24 protein-coding genes are annotated in these 21,537 nt (G+C 71.1%); 13 read left to right on the top strand and 11 right to left on the bottom strand.

From position 1 onward, the window contains the following. Positions 1-130 precede the first annotated feature (130 nt). From QRX50_RS25750 to QRX50_RS25760, 3 genes are read right to left on the bottom strand one after another with little or no spacing between them, the layout of a single operon-like run. Positions 131-2,512, bottom strand: coding sequence for a glycoside hydrolase family 65 protein (locus tag QRX50_RS25750; RefSeq protein ID WP_285965745.1), 2,382 nt, complete (start codon positions 2,510-2,512; stop codon positions 131-133). Continuing rightward, the gene (locus tag QRX50_RS25755) at positions 2,509-3,240 is read right to left on the bottom strand and encodes an HAD family hydrolase (protein WP_285965746.1); all 732 of its coding nucleotides are present in this window, start codon (positions 3,238-3,240) and stop codon (positions 2,509-2,511) included. The genes QRX50_RS25750 and QRX50_RS25755 overlap by 4 nt, the downstream gene beginning before the upstream one ends. Before the next feature lie 10 nt (positions 3,241-3,250). Further along, positions 3,251-3,619, bottom strand: a complete 369-nt coding sequence (locus QRX50_RS25760; protein ID WP_285974562.1) for an ArsR/SmtB family transcription factor — start codon at positions 3,617-3,619, stop codon at positions 3,251-3,253. A gap of 178 nt (positions 3,620-3,797) precedes the next feature. On the opposite strand from QRX50_RS25760, the gene QRX50_RS25765 reads away from it, so the two are divergent. After that, positions 3,798-4,286, top strand: a complete 489-nt coding sequence (locus tag QRX50_RS25765) for an SRPBCC family protein (protein WP_285965747.1) — start codon at positions 3,798-3,800, stop codon at positions 4,284-4,286. A 3-nt stretch (positions 4,287-4,289) separates the two neighbouring features. On the opposite strand, the gene QRX50_RS25770 is transcribed toward QRX50_RS25765, so the two are convergent. Beyond that, complete coding sequence (locus tag QRX50_RS25770; RefSeq protein WP_285974563.1) at positions 4,290-5,438, bottom strand: ROK family transcriptional regulator; 1,149 nt, start codon at positions 5,436-5,438, stop codon at positions 4,290-4,292. Positions 5,439-5,898: 460 nt separating this feature from the next. Between QRX50_RS25770 and QRX50_RS25775 the strand changes: the two genes are divergently transcribed. The 3 genes from QRX50_RS25775 to QRX50_RS25785 all read left to right on the top strand — a co-directional run bounded on the left by QRX50_RS25775 (position 5,899) and on the right by QRX50_RS25785 (position 10,084). Then, a complete protein-coding gene (locus QRX50_RS25775; protein ID WP_285965748.1) occupies positions 5,899-8,175 on the top strand; it encodes a xanthine dehydrogenase family protein molybdopterin-binding subunit in 2,277 nt (758 codons plus the stop codon). Positions 8,176-8,203: 28 nt separating this feature from the next. Further along, positions 8,204-8,659, top strand: coding sequence for a (2Fe-2S)-binding protein (locus QRX50_RS25780; protein ID WP_285965749.1), 456 nt, complete (start codon positions 8,204-8,206; stop codon positions 8,657-8,659). Between the two features lie 180 nt (positions 8,660-8,839). Further along, complete coding sequence (locus tag QRX50_RS25785) at positions 8,840-10,084, top strand: RsbRD N-terminal domain-containing protein (protein WP_285965750.1); 1,245 nt, start codon at positions 8,840-8,842, stop codon at positions 10,082-10,084. Positions 10,085-10,140: 56 nt separating this feature from the next. Here QRX50_RS25785 and mgrA read toward each other — a convergent pair whose 3' ends face one another. The 3 genes from mgrA to QRX50_RS25800 are packed head-to-tail and all read right to left on the bottom strand — an operon-like array spanning position 10,141 to position 11,594. Continuing rightward, entirely contained in the window at positions 10,141-11,169 is a 1,029-nt protein-coding gene (gene mgrA, locus QRX50_RS25790) for an L-glyceraldehyde 3-phosphate reductase (RefSeq protein ID WP_285965751.1), read from the bottom strand. 11 nt (positions 11,170-11,180) lie between these two features. Next, a complete protein-coding gene (locus QRX50_RS25795) occupies positions 11,181-11,417 on the bottom strand; it encodes a hypothetical protein (protein WP_285965752.1) in 237 nt (78 codons plus the stop codon). Next, positions 11,418-11,594: a hypothetical protein gene (locus tag QRX50_RS25800; RefSeq protein WP_285965753.1), complete on the bottom strand. Its 177-nt coding sequence runs from the start codon at positions 11,592-11,594 to the stop codon at positions 11,418-11,420. A gap of 182 nt (positions 11,595-11,776) precedes the next feature. Between QRX50_RS25800 and QRX50_RS25805 the strand changes: the two genes are divergently transcribed. Then, positions 11,777-12,658 (top strand): AAA family ATPase, encoded by an 882-nt coding sequence (locus tag QRX50_RS25805; protein ID WP_285965754.1) that lies wholly within the window; start codon positions 11,777-11,779, stop codon positions 12,656-12,658. Then, positions 12,655-14,037 carry a vWA domain-containing protein gene (locus QRX50_RS25810; protein WP_285965755.1) on the top strand — a complete coding sequence of 461 codons (1,383 nt, stop codon included), beginning with the start codon at positions 12,655-12,657 and terminating at the stop codon, positions 14,035-14,037. The genes QRX50_RS25805 and QRX50_RS25810 overlap by 4 nt, the downstream gene beginning before the upstream one ends. Here QRX50_RS25810 and add read toward each other — a convergent pair. Further along, complete coding sequence (gene add / locus QRX50_RS25815) at positions 14,015-14,986, bottom strand: adenosine deaminase (RefSeq protein WP_285965756.1); 972 nt, start codon at positions 14,984-14,986, stop codon at positions 14,015-14,017. The two genes, QRX50_RS25810 and add, sit on opposite strands and share 23 nt — an antisense overlap. Before the next feature lie 143 nt (positions 14,987-15,129). Between add and QRX50_RS25820 the strand changes: the two genes are divergently transcribed. After that, the gene (locus QRX50_RS25820) at positions 15,130-15,330 is read left to right on the top strand and encodes an antitoxin (protein WP_434533139.1); all 201 of its coding nucleotides are present in this window, start codon (positions 15,130-15,132) and stop codon (positions 15,328-15,330) included. 87 nt (positions 15,331-15,417) lie between these two features. Here QRX50_RS25820 and recQ read toward each other — a convergent pair whose 3' ends face one another. Beyond that, positions 15,418-17,253: a DNA helicase RecQ gene (recQ, locus tag QRX50_RS25825; protein ID WP_285965758.1), complete on the bottom strand. Its 1,836-nt coding sequence runs from the start codon at positions 17,251-17,253 to the stop codon at positions 15,418-15,420. A 160-nt stretch (positions 17,254-17,413) separates the two neighbouring features. On the opposite strand from recQ, the gene QRX50_RS25830 reads away from it, so the two are divergent. Further along, positions 17,414-17,848: a DUF6314 family protein gene (locus QRX50_RS25830; protein ID WP_285965759.1), complete on the top strand. Its 435-nt coding sequence runs from the start codon at positions 17,414-17,416 to the stop codon at positions 17,846-17,848. Positions 17,849-17,875: 27 nt separating this feature from the next. After that, positions 17,876-18,259: a VOC family protein gene (locus QRX50_RS25835; protein WP_285965760.1), complete on the top strand. Its 384-nt coding sequence runs from the start codon at positions 17,876-17,878 to the stop codon at positions 18,257-18,259. Positions 18,260-18,274: 15 nt separating this feature from the next. Here the strand turns inward: QRX50_RS25835 and QRX50_RS25840 are convergent, their stop codons facing one another. Continuing rightward, a complete protein-coding gene (locus QRX50_RS25840) occupies positions 18,275-18,442 on the bottom strand; it encodes a hypothetical protein (protein WP_285965761.1) in 168 nt (55 codons plus the stop codon). Positions 18,443-18,624: 182 nt separating this feature from the next. Between QRX50_RS25840 and QRX50_RS25845 the strand changes: the two genes are divergently transcribed. The 3 genes from QRX50_RS25845 to QRX50_RS25855 all read left to right on the top strand — a co-directional run bounded on the left by QRX50_RS25845 (position 18,625) and on the right by QRX50_RS25855 (position 20,373). Then, on the top strand, positions 18,625-19,290 hold the full coding sequence (locus tag QRX50_RS25845; protein WP_285965762.1) for a hypothetical protein: 666 nt from the start codon (positions 18,625-18,627) through the stop codon (positions 19,288-19,290). A 1-nt stretch (position 19,291) separates the two neighbouring features. Beyond that, positions 19,292-19,750 (top strand): hypothetical protein, encoded by a 459-nt coding sequence (locus tag QRX50_RS25850; protein ID WP_285965763.1) that lies wholly within the window; start codon positions 19,292-19,294, stop codon positions 19,748-19,750. 116 nt (positions 19,751-19,866) lie between these two features. Continuing rightward, the gene (locus QRX50_RS25855) at positions 19,867-20,373 is read left to right on the top strand and encodes a mycothiol transferase (protein ID WP_285965764.1); all 507 of its coding nucleotides are present in this window, start codon (positions 19,867-19,869) and stop codon (positions 20,371-20,373) included. Here QRX50_RS25855 and soxR read toward each other — a convergent pair. Then, positions 20,346-20,843 carry a redox-sensitive transcriptional activator SoxR gene (gene soxR / locus QRX50_RS25860; protein WP_285965765.1) on the bottom strand — a complete coding sequence of 166 codons (498 nt, stop codon included), beginning with the start codon at positions 20,841-20,843 and terminating at the stop codon, positions 20,346-20,348. The genes QRX50_RS25855 and soxR overlap by 28 nt on opposite strands. 98 nt (positions 20,844-20,941) lie before the next feature. Between soxR and QRX50_RS25865 the strand changes: the two genes are divergently transcribed. Next, positions 20,942-21,523, top strand: coding sequence for an NADPH-dependent FMN reductase (locus tag QRX50_RS25865; protein ID WP_285965766.1), 582 nt, complete (start codon positions 20,942-20,944; stop codon positions 21,521-21,523). Positions 21,524-21,537 lie beyond the last annotated feature (14 nt).

The raw sequence follows: 21,537 nt of genomic DNA on the forward strand, positions 1-21,537 counted from the left end.
GGTGCAGGGCCAGGGCTGGGTGCACTGGTGAGTTGGGTGGCTGGCCGGCGGTTTTCCGAGTGGCCGCGGGCTCAGGTGCGCGGTTCGAGAACCCCGCGGACCGCATGGGTGTCCGCGGGGATCCTCTGGCTCAGGCCTCCGGGGACACGAACTGGCGCAGCTTCGACGAGTCCCGGCGTTGAGGTGCGCGGCCGTAGGGCTGGACCGGTGGGGTGCCCGCGTCGACGTCCGCGATGGGGAGTGTCACGGGGTCCGTGGTGACCGTGAAGCGCTCGCCGTGGTGGACGAGTTCCAAAGGGTCGCCCTCGAGGACGTGGTAGGTGGCCTCGCCGGGGCGGATGGAGACCTGGAAGCGGGTGCCGCGGAAGGCCAGGCGGAAGGTGATGCCGCCGAGCTGGCGGGGCAGGCGTGGGGCGAACGAGAGCTGCCCGCCGTGGTCGCGCAGGCCGCCGAAGCCCGCGACGGTGCCCTGCCACGCGCCGGCGAGCGAGGCCATGTGCAGGCCGTTGCGGACGTTGTTGTGCACGTCTTGCAGGTCGGTCAGCGCGGCCTCGGCCAGGTAGTCGTACGCGAGGTCCAGGTGGCCCACCTCGGCCGCGATCACGGCCTGCGTGCCGGCCGAGAGCGACGAGTCGCGCACCGTGCGGGCCTCGTAGTACGCGAAGTCGCGGGCCTTCTCCTCGGGGCTGAACGAGTCACCACACAGGTGCAGCGCCAGCACGAGGTCGGCCTGCTTCACGACCTGCTTGCGGTACAGGTCGAAGTACGGGTAGTTCAGCAGCAGCGGGTAGAACGCCGGGCCGGTTCCCTTGTAGTCCCACTCATCGTGCTCCAGGAAGCCCTCCGACTGCGGGTGCACGCCGAGTTCCTGGTTGTACGGCAGGAACATCGCGTCGGCCGCGGAGCGCCAGCTGTCGAGCTCGGCGACGTCCACTTCGAACTGCTGCCGGGCGTCCGGGTACTTCTCGCACACCTGCGCGGCGGCGATCAGGTTCCGGCGCGCCATGAGGTTCGTGTAGACGTTGTTGTCCGCCACCGCCGAGTACTCGTCCGGGCCGGTCACGCCGTCGATGCGGAAGTGCCCGTGCCGGTCGTAGTGGCCCAGCGAAGCCCACAGCCGCGCCGTTTCCACGAGCAGCTCGGCGCCGCAGCCGCGTTCGAAGTCCTCGTCTTCGGTGGCGTTCACGTAGCGCTGCACGGCGTCGGCGATGTCGGCGCTCACGTGGAACGCCGCTGTGCCCGCGGGCCAGTAGGCCGAACATTCCGCGCCGGTGATGGACCGCCATGGGAACGCCGCGCCGTGCAGGCCGAGCTGGGTGGCTCGTTCCCTCGCTTTGTCCATTGTGGAGTGCCGCCAGCTGAGCGCATCGCGCGCCGCGTCGGGAATCGTGTAGGTGAGCACCGGGAGCACGAAGGTCTCGGTGTCCCAGAACGCGTGCCCGTCGTAGCCGGGGCCGGTGAGGCCCTTGCCGGCGATCGCGCGTTGCTCGCCGCGGGCACCGGCCTGCAGCAGGTGAAAGAGCGCGAACCGCACGGCCTGCTGGAGCTCGGGGTCGCCGTCGATCTCAATGTCCGAGGTGGCCCAGAAGTCGTCGAGGTACTGGCGCTGCTCGGTGATCAGCCCCTTCCACCCCGTCTGCCGCGCGCCGGCGAGCGCGGCCTCGACCTGCGCGCGCAGGGCGGGCACGGACCGCTGCGCGGACCAGCCGTAGGCCAGGAACTTCGTGATCCGCAGGCGCCCGCCCTTCGGCACGTCGACGGCGACCGTGAGCCGCGCGAGGTCGTCCTCGCTGTGGATGCGGGTGCGGATGCCGTCGTCGACCTCGATCTTGTGGTCCATCGCGGCGGCCATGCGCAGGCCGGAATTGCGCGTCTGGTGCACGAGCACGGCCTGGTAGTTCGCCGCGCGGTTGAACTGCGACACCAGCGGCGTGTCGAGAGCGGCGGCGACGCGCGGGTCACGGGTCTCGGACTCGATCGGCTCGTTGGCCAGCAGGTCGGACTGGACCACGAGCTGCAGGTCCTCGTCGAGCGGCTCCACCTCGTAGCGGATCGCCGCGATCGCGCGCTGCGTGAACGACACGAGCCGCTCGGTTTTCACGCGCACGCGCCGGCCGGTGGGGGAGGACCACTCGGTGGAGCGGGTCAGGGTGCCGCTGCGGAAGTCGAGCACGCGGTCGTGCTCCAGCGCGGTGCCGTAGCGCATGTCGAGCGGCTCGTCCTCGACCAGCAGCCGGAGGATCTTGCCGTCGGTCACGTTGACCACGGTCTGCCCCTCCTCGGGGTAGCCGTAGCCGCCTTCGGCGTAGGGCAGTTCGTGCTGCTCGTAGAAGCCGTTGAGGTACGTGCCGGGCAGCCCGCGCGGCTCGGCCTCCTCCAGCGTGCCGCGCAGGCCGATGTGGCCGTTGGACAACGCGAACGCCGACTCCGTGCGCTGCAGCGCGTCGACGTCGAGGCCGCGCCAGCGCAGCTCCCACGGCGAGCACTCGTAGCCGAAGAGCGTTTCGGTCATGCCTTCTCCAGAAGTTCGGCGAGGTCGTCGACCACGAAGTCGGCGCCGTGCGATCGCAGTTCGTCGGCCTGGTCGGCGCGGTTCACGCCCACCACGTAACCGAAGTGCCCGGCGTGCCCGGCCTGCACGCCCGAGAGCGCGTCTTCGAACACGGCCGCGTGCGCGGGTTCGACCCCGAGCGCTTTCGCGCCGGCGAGGAAGGAATCGGGGGCGGGTTTGCCCTTGAGGTTGTCGCGCCGGATGACCAGGCCGTCGATCCGGGCCTCGACGAACTTCGTCAGTTCCGCGGCGTCGAGCACCTTCGCGCCGTTGGCCGACGACGTCACCACGGCGATGCGCAGGCCGGCCGCCTTCGCCGCTTCGAGGTAGCGCACGGAGCCGGGGTAGGGGTTCACACCGCGCTCTTCGATGATCTTCAGGACCAGCTCGTTCTTGCGGTTGCCGACGCCGTTCACGGTCGGTTCGTTCACGCCGTCGTCGGGCGTGCCCTCGGGCAGCTGGATGTCGCGGGAGCGCAGGAACTCGCGCACGCCGTCGGCGCGCGGGCGGCCGTCGACGAAGGCCGCGTAGTCGTGGTCGGTGAACTCCCGGAACGTGTCGCCGTCCCGGCTGCGGAGAAACTCGTCGAACGTCCGTTTCCACGCTTCACGGTGGAGCACGGCCGTTCCGGTCAGCACGCCGTCGAGGTCGAACAGACAAGCGGTGATGGTGTCCGGCAGTCCGATCATGCGTGCAAACCTACCGGTCCGGATCCGCTTCCGCGGCACCCGTGTCGTGGGGCCGGACACGGTGGATCAGCTCGTGCACCGTCGCGTCCGCCAGCCGGTACCGCACCACGCGCCCGTCGCGGTGCGCGGTCACCAATCCGTGGGCCCGCAACAGCCGCAGCGCCTGCGAAACGGCGGTGTCCGTCATGCCCGTGGCCGCCGCCAGGTCGGTGACACTGATCTCGCGCGCGTAGTGGATCGACACGAGCAACGCCAGCCGCGACGGATCGGCCACCACGGCGAACCGCCCCGCCCACTCTTCGATGACCGCCCTGTCACCCAGCCCGGCGACAGCGGCGGCCACGCGCTCCGGGTCGATCAGACGCCGGTCGGGCTCGATGCTCACAGGGGCCGATGATTCCACCCGGCGCTCGTGGGGACCACTGCGGCCGAGCTGTCCGTCGCGCGGGGAATGTTCAGTCGCGGTGTCGAACCGCCGCCGGTGCGTTCGTCGAGTGGGTGCACAGGGCTTCACACCGGAGGTAGCCCGAGACGAGCCGACGAGGAGCGAGCCCATCATGGCCGAGGAGAACGTGAGCGCCACCCTGACCATCGCAGTACCCGCCAGCACGGTTTTCGCGGTCCTGGCGGACCCGGCGACCCACTCCGCGATCGACGGCACCGGCTGGGTCCGGGAACCCGTCGACCGGGCGCTGCTGACCGAGGTGGGGCAGCTGTTCCGGATGGACATGTGCTACGGCGAGGGCTACCGGGTGATCAACAAGGTTCAGGTGCTCGAGCCGCCGCGCGTCGTCGGCTGGTTCACGGGGCAGGAGAAAGAAGACGGCGAGCTGGAGTTCGGGGGCTGGAACTGGCGTTACGACCTCAGGCCGCTCGGTCCGTGCGACACCGAAGTCACGCTCTCCTACGACTGGTCGGCGGTACCCTCGTTCATCCGCGATCGCGGTATCCGGTTCCCGCCGTTTCCCCCTGACCACCTTGTCAACTCGCTGCACCACTTGGCCGCGCTGGCCAAGGCGTCCTGGCTCGTGGCCGGCTCGCAGTGAGGTTCAGGCCGCCCCGACCCGACGTTCGAACACCAGTCCCTCCGCAGCCCTCAACCCCACACTCATCGCCCCCGTCAGCACGCCGTCGTCGCCCAGTTCGCCTTGGACGACGGTCGGGACGAGGGGCGTGAAGGAGCGCAGGGCGCGGTCGATGGGGTCCAGGAGCAAGTCGGCGGCGGTGCCGATGCCTCCGCCCAGGACGATGAGCTCGGGGTCGACCACGGCGGCCACGGAGGCGACCGTGTAGGCGAGGCGGTCGGCTTCCGTGCGCACCGCGCGCTGGGCGAGTTCGTCGCCTTCGCGGGCCAGGCGGAAGACCTCGCGGGCCGATTTCGCTGTGCCCAGGCCGAGTTCGCGTGCGCCGCGGACCACGGACTGGGCGGCGGTGGCCTCTTCGAGGTGGCCGCGGGCCGGGACCTCACCGCCGGACTGCGTGCGGCCGTAGGGGAGGTAGCCGATCTCGCCGGCGGCGCCCGTCGCGCCGCGGAAGACGCGGCCGTCGACCATGAGGCCCATGCCGACGCCGGTGCCGATCATGAGGCAGCCCACCACGGACGCGCCGCGGGCGGCGCCGCTTTCCCACTCGCCGACGGCGGTGAGGTTGGCGTCGTTCTCCACGACCAGGCCGGCGCCCAGTGCGGCCTCCAGGTCGTCGAGCAGGCCGGGCTTGCCCCAGCCCGGCAGATTCGGCGCGTGCCGGAAGCAGCGCTTCGCCGGGTCCGCGACACCGGGGGAGCCCAGCACGCGCACCACGATGTCGGCGTCGGTCAACCCGGCCTCCGCCACGATCTCGCGCGCCAGCCGGCCGACGGAGGCGACGAGCGCGCTGCCGGAGCGGGCCGTGTTGCGCGCGTCGCGGCGGGCGACCATCGTGCGGCCCAGGTCCGACACGGCGACGCGGATGTGCTCGCGCCCGATGTCCACGCCCAGCACGTATCCCGCGGTGGGGTCGGCTTCGTAGAGCACGGCGGACCGGCCGGTGCCGGTGGACGTGTGCCCGGTCGCCCGCGCGAGGCCCGCGGCTTCGAGCGCCAGCAGCGCCTGGCTCACCGTCGGCTTGGACAGCCCGGTGTCCTTCGCGACCTGCGGCCGCGTGGCCGGCCCGCCCCGGCGCAGCAGGTCGAGCACCGCCCGCTGGTTGATCCTGCGCATCCCGGCCGGCGTGCCGACCGGCGGAGTCACCGCGCCCACCACGTGCCGCCCGCTTCCTACTCGTGCCGATGTCACCCTTGCCAAGGTAACCGGCTTCGGCAGGAAACCTTCTTTTCACCCGTTCGGTGACCAGCGGCAGAGCGTCCAGACGACGATACGGGTTGTCGCCGCCATCCCGCGGGAGGGCGCGCGGGGCCCGGTGTCCGAAGGGCCATCCGGCGCAGCCCGCGCTCACCCGTCCGCACGCCCGTGAACGCCCGATCCGACCAGCGGTGAATGTGTCACGACGCACATTCGAAGGCGGTCGGCTGTTACCTCGTCACAGACATCAGTCGACACGACTACTGCGCGTTGCGTCGTTTCTGTCACGTCCTTAGCGTGGCGCGCCATACCTCCCGTTCCACCACCCCGCCACCCCGTGCACCGCAGCGGCGGCGCGGGTCCCCCGAAGGGATTCCCGATGGCCAGCCCCACCACCAGCCCCGGACCACAGGGCGGTTCCGAATCGGACAACGCCGCGCCGGACGACGACGGGCGCGTCGGCCGCCGCCGCTTCCTCACCTACCTCGTCGCCGCGCCGACGCTGACCGTCGCGACGAAGCTGTCGTTCGACACTCTCGTGCCGGACAAGGCCGAAGCCGTGGTGCCGACGCTGCCGCAGCCCGCCGAGATCCTCGACCTCGGCGACGTGCTCACGCTCTCCTGCGCGCCGACGTCCGGCATGCTCCTGCTCGAGGTGACCACCGACGGCCGCGTGCGCCTGCAGTTGCCGCGCGCCGAAGTGGGCCAGGGCATCAACACGGCCAGCGCGATGCTCGTGGCCGAAGAGATGGACCTGCCGCTCGACAAGGTCGACGTGGTGCTGGCCGACGCGCGCCCGGAGCTGCTGTTCAACCAGCTCACCGGCGGCTCCAACACCATGCGGTCGCTGTACGACCCGATCCGCACAGCCGCCGCCACGGCCCGCGCCCGGATGGTGTCCGCCGCGAGCTCGCAGTGGAACGTCCCGGCCGCGCGCTTGTCCACCCGCGACGGTCTCGTGCGCGCCCCGGACGGGCGCAAGGCCTCCTACGGCGTGCTCGCCGGCCCGGCCGCCCGCGCGGACCTGCCCACCGCGGCTGTGAAGCCGAAGGCCGAGTCGGCCCACACGCTGGTCGGCACGCCGACGTCGCGCAAGGACGCGCTCGCCATGGTCACCGGCAAGCAGGTCTACACGCTCGACCTAGACATTCCCGGCGCGATGCCGGTGATGGTGCGGCGCCCGCCGACGATCAACGGCACGGTGAAGAAGGTCAACAACGAGGCCGCCGTGCGTGCGATGCCCGGCATCATCGACATCGCGGTGGTGCAGACCGGCGTCGCCGTGATGGCCGAGACGTTCGGTCACGCGCTCGACGGCAAGAACGCCCTCGACGTCACCTGGAACGCGGGCACGGTCGACGGCGAGAACAACGCGTCCATCACGAAGAAGCTGCAGGCCGCGGCGCTGCCGTTCGTGGTGCCGCCGCTGCTGACGCAGTACGTGGACGCCGAGTTCGACTTCGCGTTCGTCAGCCACGCGCCGATGGAGTCGAACTCCGCGGTCGCGGACGTCCGCGAGGACAGCGCCACCATCTGGGCCGGGCTGAAGTCGCCGATCGTCGCGAAGCAGACCATCGCGCAGGAGCTGGGGCTGCCGGAGAACAAGGTCACCGTGCACGTCCAGCAGGGCGGCGGCTCGTTCGGCCGCCGGCTGTTCTTCGACGCCGCGCTGGAAGCCGCGCACATCTCCAAGGCGATGAAGAAGCCCGTCCGGCTCATGTGGAGCCGGATCGACGACATGCGCCACGGCCGCGCCCGCGCCGCGAGCCACCACAAGATCCGCGCGACGTTCGCGCTCGGCCAGGTGCTCACGTTCGAGCACCGCGTGGCCAGCATCGAGACCGACTGGGGCCACGGCCTCGGCGAGATCCTCACCGCGTTCGCCGCGAAGCTGCCCGTGGGCGGCAACCTGAGCTTCGCGCAGACGGTGTTCCTGCTGACGGTGAAGTCGCCCTACAACTTCGGCGTCACCACGCAGCTGCTCAACGAGGTGCCGCTGAAGTTCCACACCTCGGCGTGGCGCTCGGTGTACTCCGCGAACACCCGCGGCGCCGAGGAGATCATGGTCGACGAGATCGCGGCCAAGCTCGGCAAGGACCCGCTGGCCTTCCGCCGCGAGTTCATCAAGGAGCCGCGCCAGAAGGCGGTGCTGGACAAGGTCGCCGAGCTCGGCGAGTGGGGCAAGAAGATGCCGAAGGGCTTCGCCCAGGGCATCGCAGTGCACGGCGAGTACAAGTCCTACACCGCCTGCCTGGTGGAGATGGACGCGCGCGACCCGAAGCACCCGCGCGTGACCAAGGCGACGATCGCGGTGGACGTCGGCAAGCCGGTGAACCCCCGCGGCATCCAGTCGCAGATGCTCGGCGGCCTCACCGACGCCATCTCGACCACGCTCACCGCGGGCTTGCACATCGACAACGGCCTGCCGCTCGAAGGCAGCTACTCACAGTTCCACTACGCGCGGCAGAAGAACGCGCCGACGGACGTGAACGTGTTCGTGATGCCGGCCAACGGCAGCGAAATCGGCGGTGCGGGCGAGCTGGGCCTGCCCGCACCGGTGGGGGCGATCGCCAACGCCTACGCGCGTGCCACGGGGATCAAGCCGCGCAGCTTCCCGATCAACTTCCCGGTCGACTTCGACCCGTTCCCCCGCTGATCTCCCCACCACACCAAGGAGTTCTCGCATGCCCAATTACACCTTCGAAGTGAACGGGAAGACCGTCACCGTCGACGCGCCCGCCGATCTGCCGCTGCTGTGGGCGCTGCGCGACAAGCTGAAGGTGCGCGGCCTCAAGTACGGCTGCGGCATCAACGTCTGCAAGGCCTGCACCAGCCACCTCGACGGCGAGGCGGTGAACCCGTGCGTGGTCCCGGTCTCCGAGTGCGAGGGCCGCGAGGTCACCACGATCGAGGGCCTGGCCGATGGCGACACCCTGCACCCGGTGCAGGAAGCGTGGCTGGAGCAGGACGTCGCGCAGTGCGGCTACTGCCAGCCGGGCCAGATCATGGCCGCCGTCGCGCTGCTGAAGAAGACCAAGAACCCCACCGACGCCGACATCGACGCGATCGAGAACGTGTGCCGCTGCGGTTCGTACTTCCGTATCCGCGAGGCGATCAAGGCGGCCGCCGCGAAGATGTGACCCGCGAATGCGGAAGTTCTACACCAGTTCCTCCGCATTGGCGGAAAGTGTCACAAGTTCACCCGGCCGAGTGAGCGGGTGTCGTGTTAGATGACCTTCCCGAGGGCTCAACGACGAGTCCCCGTACGGTCACGGGCGAGGGGCGCGCGAGCGCCCTTCGCCCCGGCCTGGAGGGCGTTGATGCACTACCAGACAGTTCTGCGCGACGGGCTCGCGCCCGTGGTCTCGGCGCTGGCCGCCGAGGTCGACACCGCCATGCCCGAGCTGATCGAAGCGACCACGCACCAGATCCTCGAGCAGATGCCGGTCTACCGGGACGAACGGTTCGTCACGCACGCCGAGCTGCGCAAGTCCGTGCGCGCCAACCTCGACTACGTGATGCGCACGCTGCGCGGCGAGGACGTGCCCGACCTGTCGCAGGCGCGCGCCACCGGCCGTGCGCGGGCGCTGCAGGGCGCGCCGCTACCGGAAGTCCTGCGTGCGTACCGGATCGGGCTCACTGAGGTGTGGCACCGGTTCGTGCTGCTGACCGCTCATGGGGAGCACCAGGACCTCGCGGGGCTTGTCGCCGCGACGTCCGCCGTGTGGGCCTTGGTCGACGACTACGCCGAGGCGCTCACGTCGTCCTATCGGGACACCGCGGCCGAAGTCGTGGTGGCGCACCAGAACCGGCGCTCGGCTCTGGTGGAGGCGCTGTTCGCCGGCGGCGCCGCGACCGAGGGCACGCTGTGGGACATCGCCCGTGTGCTGGAGCTGACGGTGGACGGCAGCTTCGTGGTCGTCGCGGCCGAAACGCCGCGGCTGGGCCACGAACCGCTACCGAAGATCGAGCAGCGCCTGCGCGAGGCCCAGCACGCCTCGGCGTGGCGGCTCACGCCGGACCTGCAGGTCGGGGTGGTGTCGCTGCGCGACCCGTCGGCGTGCAAGGTGACCATCGACCTGCTGCGCGAAGCCCCGGTGGGCCGCGTCGGCATGAGCCCGGTGTTCTCGGGGCTGGGCAACACTTCCCGGGCGCTGCACTTCGCGCGAGTCGCGCTGTCCAGCATGGCGCCCGGCTCGACGGGCCTGGTGCAGTTCACGGAGTCGCCGCTCGCGGGCCTGGTCGCCAGCGCGCCGGAGGCGTCGGTGCAGCTCGCGCACCACGTGCTGCGCCCGATCCTCGACCTGCCCGGCGACGACCGCAACGTGCTGCTGCTGACGCTCCGGGCGTGGTTTGACTGCCAGGGCTCGACGAAACTCACGTCGGAACGGATGTTCTGCCACCCCAACACGATCCGCCACCGCCTGCGCCGCATCACCGACGAGCTCGGCCGCTCGCTCACAGACCCGGCGGACATCGCCGAGCTGGGTGCGGCGCTGCGGGCGCTGCACCTGTTCCCGGAGACCTCGCACCTGCCGGCACCGCGGCCGACGCGCGCCGGCTGAGCTCCCGGACCGTCCACAGTGGCCGGTGACGCGAACGCCACCGGCCACCTGCGACGTCAGGCGTCGCTGGACTGCTTCCAGAGGTTGATGTCCGACTCGGTCGCGTACCGGTCGATCTCGGCCAGCTCCTCGGCGGTGAAGTCGAGGTTGTCGAGCGCGGCGACGTTGTCCTCGAGCTGCTTGACGCTGCTCGCGCCGATCACCAGCGACGTCATGCGCGGGTCGCGCAGGGCCCAGGCCAGCGCGAGCTGCGCCAGCGACTGGCCGCGGCGCGTGGCGATCTCGCCGAGGCCGCGGATCTTCGCCAGCCGGTCTTCGGTGATCGTGTCCGGGTCGAGGGACTTGCCCTGCGCCGCTCGCGAGTCGGCCGGCACGCCGCCGAGGTAACGGTCGGTGAGCAGGCCCTGGGCGAGCGGTGAGAACGCGATGCAGCCGGCGCCGGCCTCTTCGAGCGTGTCGAGGAGGTGGTCGTCCTCGGTCCACCGGTTGAACATGGAGTACGAGGGCTGGTGGATCAGCAGCGGCGTGCCCAGCTCGCGCAGCAGGCGCGCGGCCTCGGCGGTGCGCTCGGAGTTGTACGAGGAGATGCCGACGTAGAGCGCCTTGCCCGAGCGCACGGCGCGGTCGAGTGCCCCGACGGTCTCCTCCAGCGGCGTCTCCGGGTCGAAGCGGTGGGAGTAGAAGATGTCGACGTAGTCCAGGCCCATGCGGCCCAGCGACTGGTCGAGCGAGGCCAGCAGGTACTTGCGCGAGGCCCAGTCGCCGTACGGGCCCGGCCACATGTCGTAGCCGGCCTTCGTCGAGAGCACCAGCTCGTCGCGGTAGGGCTTGAAGTCCGTGGCGAGGATCTGGCCGAAGTTCGACTCGGCCGAGCCGTAGGGCGGGCCGTAGTTGTTGGCCAGGTCGAAGTGCGTGATGCCGAGGTCGAAGGCGCGGCGCAGGATGTCGCGCTGGACCTGCAGCGGCCGGTCGTGGCCGAAGTTGTGCCACAGGCCCAGGGAGATGGCGGGCAGCTTCAGTCCGCTGCGCCCGCAGCGCCGGTAGGGGATCGAGTCGTATCGGCTGGTCGCCGCAACGTAGGTCACGTGGCCAGATGCTAGCTCGCGAGCAGCCGCTCGGCTCCCTCGCCGTGCGGCCGGGCCACACTCGCGCCGCGGCCCGCGGCGAGCATCGGCGGCGCGGTGACCGGGCCCTCGACGAGTTCGCCCTCGCCGCCCGTCCGGTCCGCGTCGGTCGCGACCAGCCGCAGGCCGGCGAGCCGGCGCCGGGCGTGGAACGGGCAGCCGCGCTCCCACACACGATCCAGCGCGCCCGTCGCCTCGACCGCTCGCACCTACCGGTCGAGGCCCAGCGGGAGCGCGATGTCCTGGCCGTGGATCACGACGTCGAGCAGCCGTTCGCGTGGTCCAGTGCTGATCGGGCTCTTCCGTGACCCGACGGTGCCGCGCAGGGTTGCGACAAGCCTCGTTCCGGACCCGGCCGACCGGCGCGCGAAGCTGATCCTCTTCACCAACCCGGGCGTCGAGGCGCTGGAGGTCGCGTTCGCCGCGATCCGCGACGACGAGCGGGAACTCGCGCAGCGGCTGGGCGAGGAGACCGCGGCGGAGCTCAACCGCGCACTCGCGCGGATCGTGGAGACGGACCGCGGGCCGGCCAGTACAGTGCGAGGTGAGCATCCGCTTAGGAGGTCACGTGGGCACCGGGTTCTTCTCGTCCGTCGACGACGTGTCGGCGCAGCTGGCCGAGGTCGGCTACCTCGCCTCGACGGCGGTGGCGACCACCGTGTTCCTCGCCGATCGGCTGGGCAAGCCCCTGCTCGTGGAGGGGCCGGCCGGCGTGGGGAAGACGGAGCTGGCCAAGGCGGTGGCCGCCGTCAGCAGTTCGCGGCTCGTGCGCCTGCAGTGCTACGAGGGCATCGACGAGGCGCGCGCGCTGTACGAGTGGAACCACGCCAAGCAGCTGCTGCGCATCACCGCCGGGCGCGACGAGACGTGGGAGGACGCGCGCACCGACATCTTCGGTGAGGAGTTCCTGCTGCGCCGCCCGCTGTTGCAGGCCATCTCCGGCACCGAGTCCACCGTGCTGCTGGTCGACGAGACCGACAAGGCCGACGTCGAGGTGGAGGGCCTGCTGCTGGAGGTGCTCGGCGACTTCCAGGTCACCGTGCCCGAGCTGGGCACGATCACCGCCACCCGCGACCCGTTCGTGGTGCTCACGTCCAACGCGACGCGCGAGCTGTCCGAGGCGCTGCGGCGGCGCTGCCTGTTCCTGCACATCGACTTTCCCGACCCTGAGCTCGAGCTGCGGATCGTGAAGCTGCGCGTGCCCGGGATCGACGCGGCGCTGGCCGACTCCGTGGTCCGCGTGATCGCCGCGCTGCGTGCCATGGACCTGCGCAAGCTGCCGTCGGTCGCCGAGACCATCGACTGGGCGCGGACGCTGCTGGAGCTCGGCGCCGGCACACTCGACGAGCAGATCGTGCGCGAAAGCCTCGGCGTGGTCCTCAAGCACCAGGACGACATCACCAAGGCCGGCGCGGGCCTCAAGCTCGACCAGGTGCTGGACGCGTCTTGAGCGCGCCCGGCGTCACCGAGCGGCTCACGGCGTTCGTGCAGGCGCTGCGGGCGCAGGGCATCCCGGCGGGCCCGGCCGAGACCGTCGACGCGGGGGCCGCGCTGGAGGTGCTCGGGTTCGACGACCGCGAGCTCGTGCGGGAGGGGCTCGCCGCCGCGCTCGTGCGCCGCGGCGGGCAGCGGGCGGTGTTCGACGCCGCGTTCGACCTGTACTTCCCGGCCGGTGTGGGGGTACCCGAGCTGGCGCGCGACGACCGGCCGCGGGACCTCGAACAGCTGCGGGAGGCCGTGGCGGCCGCGCTGGCCGAGGGCGACCAGCAGGCGCTGGCGCAGCTCGCCGGCGTCGCCGTGGAGATGCTCGGCGGGTACGGCGCGGGTTCCGGCGCCGGCGGCGGATTCTCGGCACACCAGACGCTGGACCGGCTGCAGCCGCAGACGCTGATCGTGCGCGTGCTCGCCGCGATCCGGGCCGCGGGCGGCGGCTCCGACGAGGGTGGCGAGTTCACCGACCGGCTCACGCGCGACGAGGTCCGCCGCCGAGTCGAGGACTTCCGCGGAAACGTGCGCACGGAGGCCCGCCGACGCGCGGCCGAGGTGCGGGGGCGCGACCGCGTCGCCAAGCACGCGATCGCGCCGGCCGCGGACCGCGTGGACTTCCTCATCGCCAGCCGCGCGCAGCTGGCGCAGCTGCGCCGGGCCGTGCAGCCGTTGTCGCGCAAGCTCGCGACCCGGCTCGCCGCGCGTCGCAAGCGCACCACGCGCGGGCAGATCGATCTGCGGCGCACGCTGCGGCGGTCGCTGTCGACGGGTGGGGTGCCGGTGCGCCCGGCGTTCCGGCACCGACGGCCCGGCCGGCCCGAGATCGTGCTGCTGTGCGACCTGTCGGGTTCGGTCGCGGGGTTCGCGAACTTCACGATGCTGCTGGTGCAGGCGCTGCGCGACCAGTTCAGCAAGGTGCGTGTGTTCGCGTTCGTGGACAGCACCGACGAGGTCACGCACCTGGTCACCGCGGGCGTCGCCGACCCGGAGCACCTGGGTGCGCGCATTCTCGAAGAGGCGGCCGTGGTGCGCTGGGACGGGCACAGCGACTACGGCGGTGCCCTGCGCGGGTTCACCGGCAAATGGCTCGACGCGGTCGGCCCGCGCACCTCCGTGCTCATCCTCGGCGACGCGCGCACCAACGGCGGTGACCCCAACCTCGACGCCGTCCGCGCCATCCGCGACCGGGCGCGGCACGTCTACTGGCTCAACCCCGAGCGTCGCGCCCTGTGGTCCACGGGCGACTCGGCGGCGCTGGCGTACGCGGAGCTCGTGGAAATGCACGAGTGCCGCAACGTCCAGCAGCTGAGCACGCTGGTCACGCGCCTGCTGCCGGTGTGAGCCACGCGGCGATCTCCTTGCGCAGCACGGTTTTCGTCTCCTCCGGCGCGAAGGACGCCGTCACGGCGGCTTCGGCCAGCGCCGTCAGCGCGGTGTCGTCGTAGCCGAACGTGTCACGCGCGGTGGTGAACTCGTCGGTCAGCGTGGTGCGCGTGACCGAGGGGACGTCAGTGTTCAGCGTGACGGCGAGGCCCGCGCCGACGAGCCGGGGGAGCGGGTGCTTCGCCAGGCTCGGCACCAGGCCGAGGACGACGTTGGACGTCGGGCACACCTCGAGCGCGATCCCGCGGTCGCGGACCTCGGTGACCAGTTCGGGATCGTCGAGGACGCGGATGCCGTGGCCCAGGCGCTCGGTGCGGCCGACGTCGAGGGCTTCGCGGATGCTCTCGGGCCCCGCGTGCTCGCCCGCGTGGTGCACGAGGTGAAGCCCGGCCTCGCGCGCTTCGGCGAAGACGCCGGCGAACGGGACGAGCGAGTGGCGCTCCTCGCCCGCCATCCCGAGGCCGACCACCTCGTCGTGGGCGAGGGCGAGCCGCAGGGTGCGCTCGGCACGTTCGACGGACCGGCGGCGCGAGTGGTCGAGAATCACCCGGGTCTCGAGCTCTCCTTCGGACAGTCCTTTGAGGACGGACACCAGCGGCATCTCCAGGTCCCCCAGCCGTTCCCCGTGTGACGCGGCCGTGAACGTCACCTCGGCATACCGCGTGCCCTGCGCGGCTTCGTCCACGCAGAACTCCCGGGCGACGCGCTCGAAGTCCTCCGGCGTGCGCAGGCAGGCGCGGATCAGGGAGTTGTAGTCGGCGAAGTCGCGGAACCCGGTGAACGTTCGCGTCTCACCGGGCAGCGCCACACCGTTCGCATCGGCCAGCTCGCGCAGCGTCGCCGGCCGCACGGTGCTCTCGAGGTGGACGTGCAGGTGCGCCTTCGGCAGCGCCGCGAGATCTCGCATGGGGCCGATCATGCCTGGTCAGCCGCCGCGGGTCGCGTGGATTTCCGCGGGTCCACGCCCGGAATGTTCGGATCGGGGAACTCCGGGTACTCATCACAGCGTTGAGGGGATGACGAGCAACCCGCGGGAGGACTCCAATGGCAATGCTCAAACGACTCGCCGTACTGGCCGGTGCGGCCGGTGCCGTCACGTCGTACGCGAAGAAGAACCCGGAGAAGGTCAACCAGGCCGTGGGCAAGGCCGCCAACTTCGTCGACCAGAAGACCAAGGGCAAGTACCACGCGAAGATCAACGGCGTGACCCAGAAGGTCTCCGACGCGACGAAACCGAAGCCGGGCCACTGACCTCGAGGGCACCCCGATCCCGCCCGTCGCGGCGAACGGAGATCGGGGTGCCGGCGGCCGGGTGCCGCCCCTGCTCCGCCGCCGCCCCTATTCCTCCGCCAACGCGGCCAGCACGCTCTCGCCGTACTTCGCCAGCTTGGCCTCGCCGACGCCGCTGACGGTGCCCAGGTCGGAGAGCGAGCCAGGGCGCTGGGCGGCGATCTGGCGCAGCGTGGCGTCGTGGAAGATCACGTAGGCGGGGACGCCCTGTTCCTTGGCCGTGGTGGCGCGCCAGGTGCGCAGGCGATCGAACAAGGGGGCGGCCTCCGCGGGCATTTCCACGGCCGCGGCGGTGCTGCGGCGGGAGGTGCGCGCGGCGCGGGCCGGGCGTTCTGGTTCGCGGCGCAGGGACACGGTGCGTGAGCCGTTGAGTACCGAGGTGCTGCCGTCGGTCAGGACGAGGGAGCCGTAGTCGCCTTCCACGGCGAGGAGGTTCTGCGCCAGCAGCTGCCGGACGACGGCGCGCCACTCCTGTTCGCGCAGTTCGGTGCCGATGCCGAAGACCTTGAGTGTGTCGTGCTGGAACTGGGTGACCTTCGGGGTGGTCTTGCCGAGCAGGATGTCGATGATCTGCCCGGCGCCGAACTTCTGGCGGCGTTCGTTGCGCAAGCGCACGACAGTGGAGAGCAGCTTCTGGGCGGGGATGGTGCCGTCGAAGCGTTCGGGCGGGGCGAGGCAGGTGTCGCAGTTGCCGCAGGGCTCGCCGGTCTGGCCGAAGTAGGCGAGGATCTGCGTGCGGCGGCATTCGACGGTCTCGCACAGCGCCAGCATCGCGTTGAGGTGCGCGGCCTGCCGCCGGCGGTGGGCCTCGTCGCCCTCGCCACTCTCGATCATCTTGCGCTGCTGCATCACGTCCTGCAGCCCGTAGGCGAGCCACGCCGTGGACGGCAGCCCGTCGCGGCCCGCGCGGCCCGTCTCCTGGTAGTAGCCCTCCACGGACTTCGGCAGATCCAGGTGCGCGACGAACCGCACGTCCGGCTTGTCGATACCCATGCCGAACGCGATGGTCGCCACCACCACGAGCCCGTCCTCGCGCAGGAACCGCGACTGGTTCTCGGCGCGGGTGCGCTTGTCGAGCCCCGCGTGGTAGGGCACCGCGCGGATTCCGTTCTGCACCAGGAACTCCGCCGTCTTCTCCACCGACGCGCGCGAAAGGCAGTAGACGATCCCCGCGTCGCCCTTGTGTTCGGTGCGCAGCAGCTCCAGCAGTTGCTTCTGCGGCGAGTTCTTGCCGACGATGCGGTACTGGATGTTCGGCCGGTCGAAGCTCGCGACGAAATGGCGCGCGCCGTCGAGGTTGAGCCGCGCGGAGATCTCCTTGTGCGTGGCCTCGGTGGCCGTGGCGGTGAGCGCGATGCGGGGCACGTCCGGCCAGCGCTCGTGCAGCGACGACAGCATCAGGTAGTCGGGCCGGAAGTCGTGGCCCCACTGCGACACGCAGTGCGCCTCGTCGATCGCGAACAGCGCGATCTTCCCGCGGTCGAGCAGCCGCACGGTCGACTCGACCGAAAGCCGTTCCGGCGCCAGGTAGAGCAGGTCGAGCTCACCGGCGACGAACGCCTCCTCCACGCGCTGGCGCTCGCCGAAATCCTGCGTGGAGTTGAGGAATCCCGCGCGCACGCCGACGTTGCGCAACGCGTCGACCTGGTCCTGCATCAGCGCGATCAGCGGCGAGATCACCACGCCGACACCGGGCCGCACGAGAGAGGGGATCTGGTAGCACAGCGATTTCCCGCCGCCGGTGGGCATCAGCACCAGCGCGTCTCCGCCGGAGATCACGGTTTCGACGATGTCCGCCTGATCGCCGCGGAACGCGTCGTAGCCGAACACGCGCTGCAGGGTTTCGACGGCGGGGGAGCGCTGGGCCTGGTCGGGGTGAGCCACCCGGCCGATTCTAGGCGCCGGGACCGACACCGCGGTGCCACCCCGGGGGCCTCGGCGCGTTTCCGGCACGAGTGTCCCGCTCGCGCCACGGAAGTCACGCTGTGTGTGATCCCCACCCTGCCACCGCGTCACGTCGCACGCGCGGGCGCAGAATGGCGGGGTGGACTTCGCGATCACCGACCTCGCCGCGCACTTCGCCGGCGCCTGGCGGCTCTCGCGCGACATCGTGGCCGCTGACGGCGAGCCGATGGGCGAGGTCACCGGCACCGCGACGTTCACCCCCGACAGCGCCCGTGCCGGCGTGCTCGTCTACCACGAGACCGGCGAGCTGCGGCTGGCCGGCTACGCCGGGCCGGTGAGCCGCACCCTGCTCTACCACACCGAGGGCGCCCGCGCCGCCGTGCACTTCGACCACGGCGGGTTCTTCCACGACCTCGACCTGGCCACCGGCCGGTGGAGCACGGACCACCCGTGCCGCGACGACCTCTACCGCGGCGAATACCGCGTGCTCGACGCCGACCACTGGCGCCAGGAGTGGGTGGTCGCCGGCCCGGCGAAGGACCACGTGATCACCACCCGCTTCACCCGCGCCTGACCCGACCGCCGGAAAAGGGGACACTCGATGCGCATCGACCGCCTGGACCACCTCGTGCTCACCGTCGCCGACGTCGAGGCTACGGTGGCGGTCTACACCCGGGTGCTGGGCATGGCGGAGGTGACGTTCAAGGGCGGGCGCAAGGCACTGGCGTTCGGCAGCAGCAAGATCAACCTGCACCAGGCGGGCCACGAGTTCGAACCCAAGGCCCTGCGCCCGACACCGGGCAGCGCGGACCTGTGCCTCATCACCGAAGACGCGCTCGACGACGTGATTTCAGAACTGTGCGAAGCGGGCGTGCCGATCGAGGAGGGGCCCGTCGAACGCACCGGCGCCACGGGCGAGATCCGCAGCGTCTACTTCCGCGACCCCGACGAGAACCTGATCGAGGTCAGCAACTACCTGAGCTGACAGCGGAGAAACGGCTCACCGGCGCCGGTTGCGCAGGATCAGCAGCAGCACCGCGAGCGCCGCGACGATGCACACCACCGTCAGCAGCGTGCCGGCCCAGCCGGGGACGGGGACGCCGGCGATGTTGCCGAAGCCGGGCACGACGCGGAGCGCGCCGGAAGCGAGCCGCACGGTGGTGTCCACGCGCTGTCCTCCCGTCCGCCGGGTTCCGCCCTGATGTCCGAACCGTACCGCATCCGGGGGTACGGGCAGGGCCACTCGGCCGAAAACGCCGTTCATTCGGCGGCATTCGCGTTTCGCCTGGACAGCGGCGGGCACCCGGTCGGTACGGGGGGCTCGACAAAATCCGTGAAGGAGTTCGTGCGATGCCCACTTGGCTCATCGTCGTGATCGTGGTGGTCGCCGTCGTGGTGATCGGTGCCGTGGCCTGGCTCGTCGTCCAGGAACGGCAAAGGAAACGACTGCAGCAGCAGTTCGGTCCCGAGTACTCGCGTGCGGTGGAGGAGAACGACAGCCCGCGGGCGGCGCAACGAGAACTGGCCGAACGCGAACGCCGGCACCGTGACCTCGACATCCGGCCGCTCTCGGCCTCGGCGCGCGAGCGCTACGCCCAGCACTGGGCGCTGATCCAGGAGAAGTTCGTGGACCAGCCCGCCGGGGCGCTCGACGAGGCCGACGACCTGCTCGTGGCCGTGATGTCCGAGCGCGGGTACCCGACCGAGGGCTTCGACCAGCAGCTTTCGGACCTGTCCGTGCGTCACTCCCGCACACTGGAGCACTATCGCGCGGCGCACGAGACGCACCGCCGGCACGCGGAGACGGCACTGTCCACAGAGGAACTGCGCTCGGCGATGGTGCACTACCGCACCGTGTTCGAGGACCTGCTGACCGACGACACCGGCGCCGAAAGCCGCAGTGATACGCGTACTGACACGCGTACTGGCAGCCGCACCGACGAGCGCCGCCCCGAGCACACCGCGGCACGCGGCAGCAACCACCGCAGCGCCCACGAGCGGAACGGAGAACACTGACATGACCGATCAGGAAACCCGGGGTCTGAGCACCGCCGATCTGGCGGGTGCCGCCGAACGGCCCAGGACCGAAGAGCGCGGGGACCGTCCCGAAGAGCGCCCGCGTGAAGTGTCCGATGTGGACGCTGACGGTCAGGGCAGAATCACCAGGGACGCGGACACCACGGCGGACCGCGGCGCCCGCACCGACAGCGCCCCGCCGCTGTTCGAAGGCGGCGACGTCGAGCGCTTCCGCAACCGCTGGCAGGAGGTGCAGACGGACTTCGTCGACGACCCGCGCCGCGCCGTGCGTGACGCCGACGAGCTCGTCGCCTCCGTGATCAGCTCGCTGGCCGAGACCTTCGCCGCGCACAAGGGCGAGCTGGAAGCGCAGTGGCGCGACGGCGAGCCCGCCACGGAGGACCTGCGGATCGCGTTGCGCCGCTACCGCTCGTTCTTCGACCAGCTGCTCGGAGCGTAGCCGGAGCGCCGGGTCGGCCGCCGCCGCGCCAGACCGCCGGAATTCGGTGGTGGCGCGGCGGTTTGCGTGCGGCATGATCGGGGTAGCAGGCAGGAACGAACCGAGGAGGACTACGGATGAACGTGGCCGATCTGCTCGTGGACGGCTTCGGCCGGATCCAGGAGGTCGTGCACCAGTCGGTCGACGGCCTGACCGGTGACCAGCTCGTCACCCGGCCCGTGCCGGGCGCCAACTCGATCGCCTGGCTCGTCTGGCACCTCACGCGGGTGCAGGACGACCACGTGGCCGACGCCGCGGGCACCGAGCAGATCTGGACCGCACAGGACTGGCATCGCCGCTTCGGCCTGCCCTTCCCGCCCGCGGACACGGGCTACGCGCACAGCAGCGACGACGTCGCGGCCGTGCAGGTTGACGACCCCAAGCTGCTGACCGGTTACTACGACGCCGTGCACGAGCAGACCGTGGCGTGGGTCGGCAGCCTCGAGGGCAAAGCGCTCGACGCCGTCGTCGACGAACGCTGGGACCCACCCGTGACGTTGGGCGTGCGGCTGGTCAGCGTGCTGTCCGACGATCTGCAGCACGCCGGGCAGGCCGCCTACGTGCGCGGACTCGTGCTGGGCTGAGGGTCTGCGTAGCCGTCCCCACGGTGGTCCGGGAGCCGTCGCGGCCCCGGGCCCTCGCGGCCGAGGCGGTCGCCGGGATTCGCCAGCCGGCACTTCGTGAGCGACATGCAGCCGCAGCCGATGCAGTCGGTGAGCTGGTCGCGCAGCTGCTCCAGCTGCCGGATGCGCTCGTCGAGGTCCTCGCGCCAGCGGTGGGAGATGCGCGCCCAGTCGGCGCGGGTGGGGGTGCGGTCGTCCGGCAGCAGCGCGAGGACCTCGCGGATCTGCGACAACGGCATGCCCACTCGCTGTGACATCCGGATGAACGTGACACGCCGCAGCGTGTCGCGGCGGTACCGGCGTTGGTTGCCCGCCGTGCGCCGGCTGCGGATCAGCTTCTCGTCCTCGTAGAAGCGCAGGGCCGAGGCGGGCACCCCCGTGCGGTGCGCCAGCTCGCCCACGCTCAGCTCGGGCAGCTCCGTCTTGGTCATGCGGGCGAGGATAGCTTGACTTCAACAATGCTTGAAGTTCCAGACTCGGTTCCCGTGCGGGACACCCGGTCCCGCACAGGGATTCGAGGAGAACCATCGTGTCGGAAGTTCCCGTCCGGGTTGCCGTGATCGTCGGCAGTGTCCGGGAAGGACGGTTCGCGCCGACGGTCGCGAACTGGTTCACCCGCGAGGCCGCCGCGCACGGTGGCTTCGAGGTGGACGTGGTCGACTGCGCCGATCTGGCCCTGCCACTGGCGTTTCCCGCGTTCGGCTCCGAGCCCGCGCCGGAGGTCCGGCACCTCGCGGCCCGGCTCGCCGGGGCCGACGCGTTCGTCGTGATCACGCCCGAGTACAACCACAGCTACCCGGCCTCGCTCAAGAACGCCGTCGATTGGTTCCGCTCCGGGTGGGAGGCCAAACCCGTCGCTTTCGTGGCGTACGGCGGGCTTTCCGGCGGCCTGCGCGCGGTGGAGCACCTGCGCCCGGTCTTCGCCGAGCTGCACGCCGTGACCATCCGGGACACCGTGAGCTTTCACGGCGCCCACGGCCGGTTCGACGAGTCCGGCAGCCCCACCGACGCCGAAACCACCGGTGCGGCGGTGAAGAAGCTGCTCGACCAGCTGGAGTGGTGGGCGCGTTCGCTGGCCGACGCGCGGGCCCAGCGGGCATACCCCGCCTGATTCCGCCTAGAACC

This window comes from Amycolatopsis sp. 2-15 (assembly GCF_030285625.1).
Lineage (GTDB): Bacteria > Actinomycetota > Actinomycetes > Mycobacteriales > Pseudonocardiaceae > Amycolatopsis > Amycolatopsis carbonis.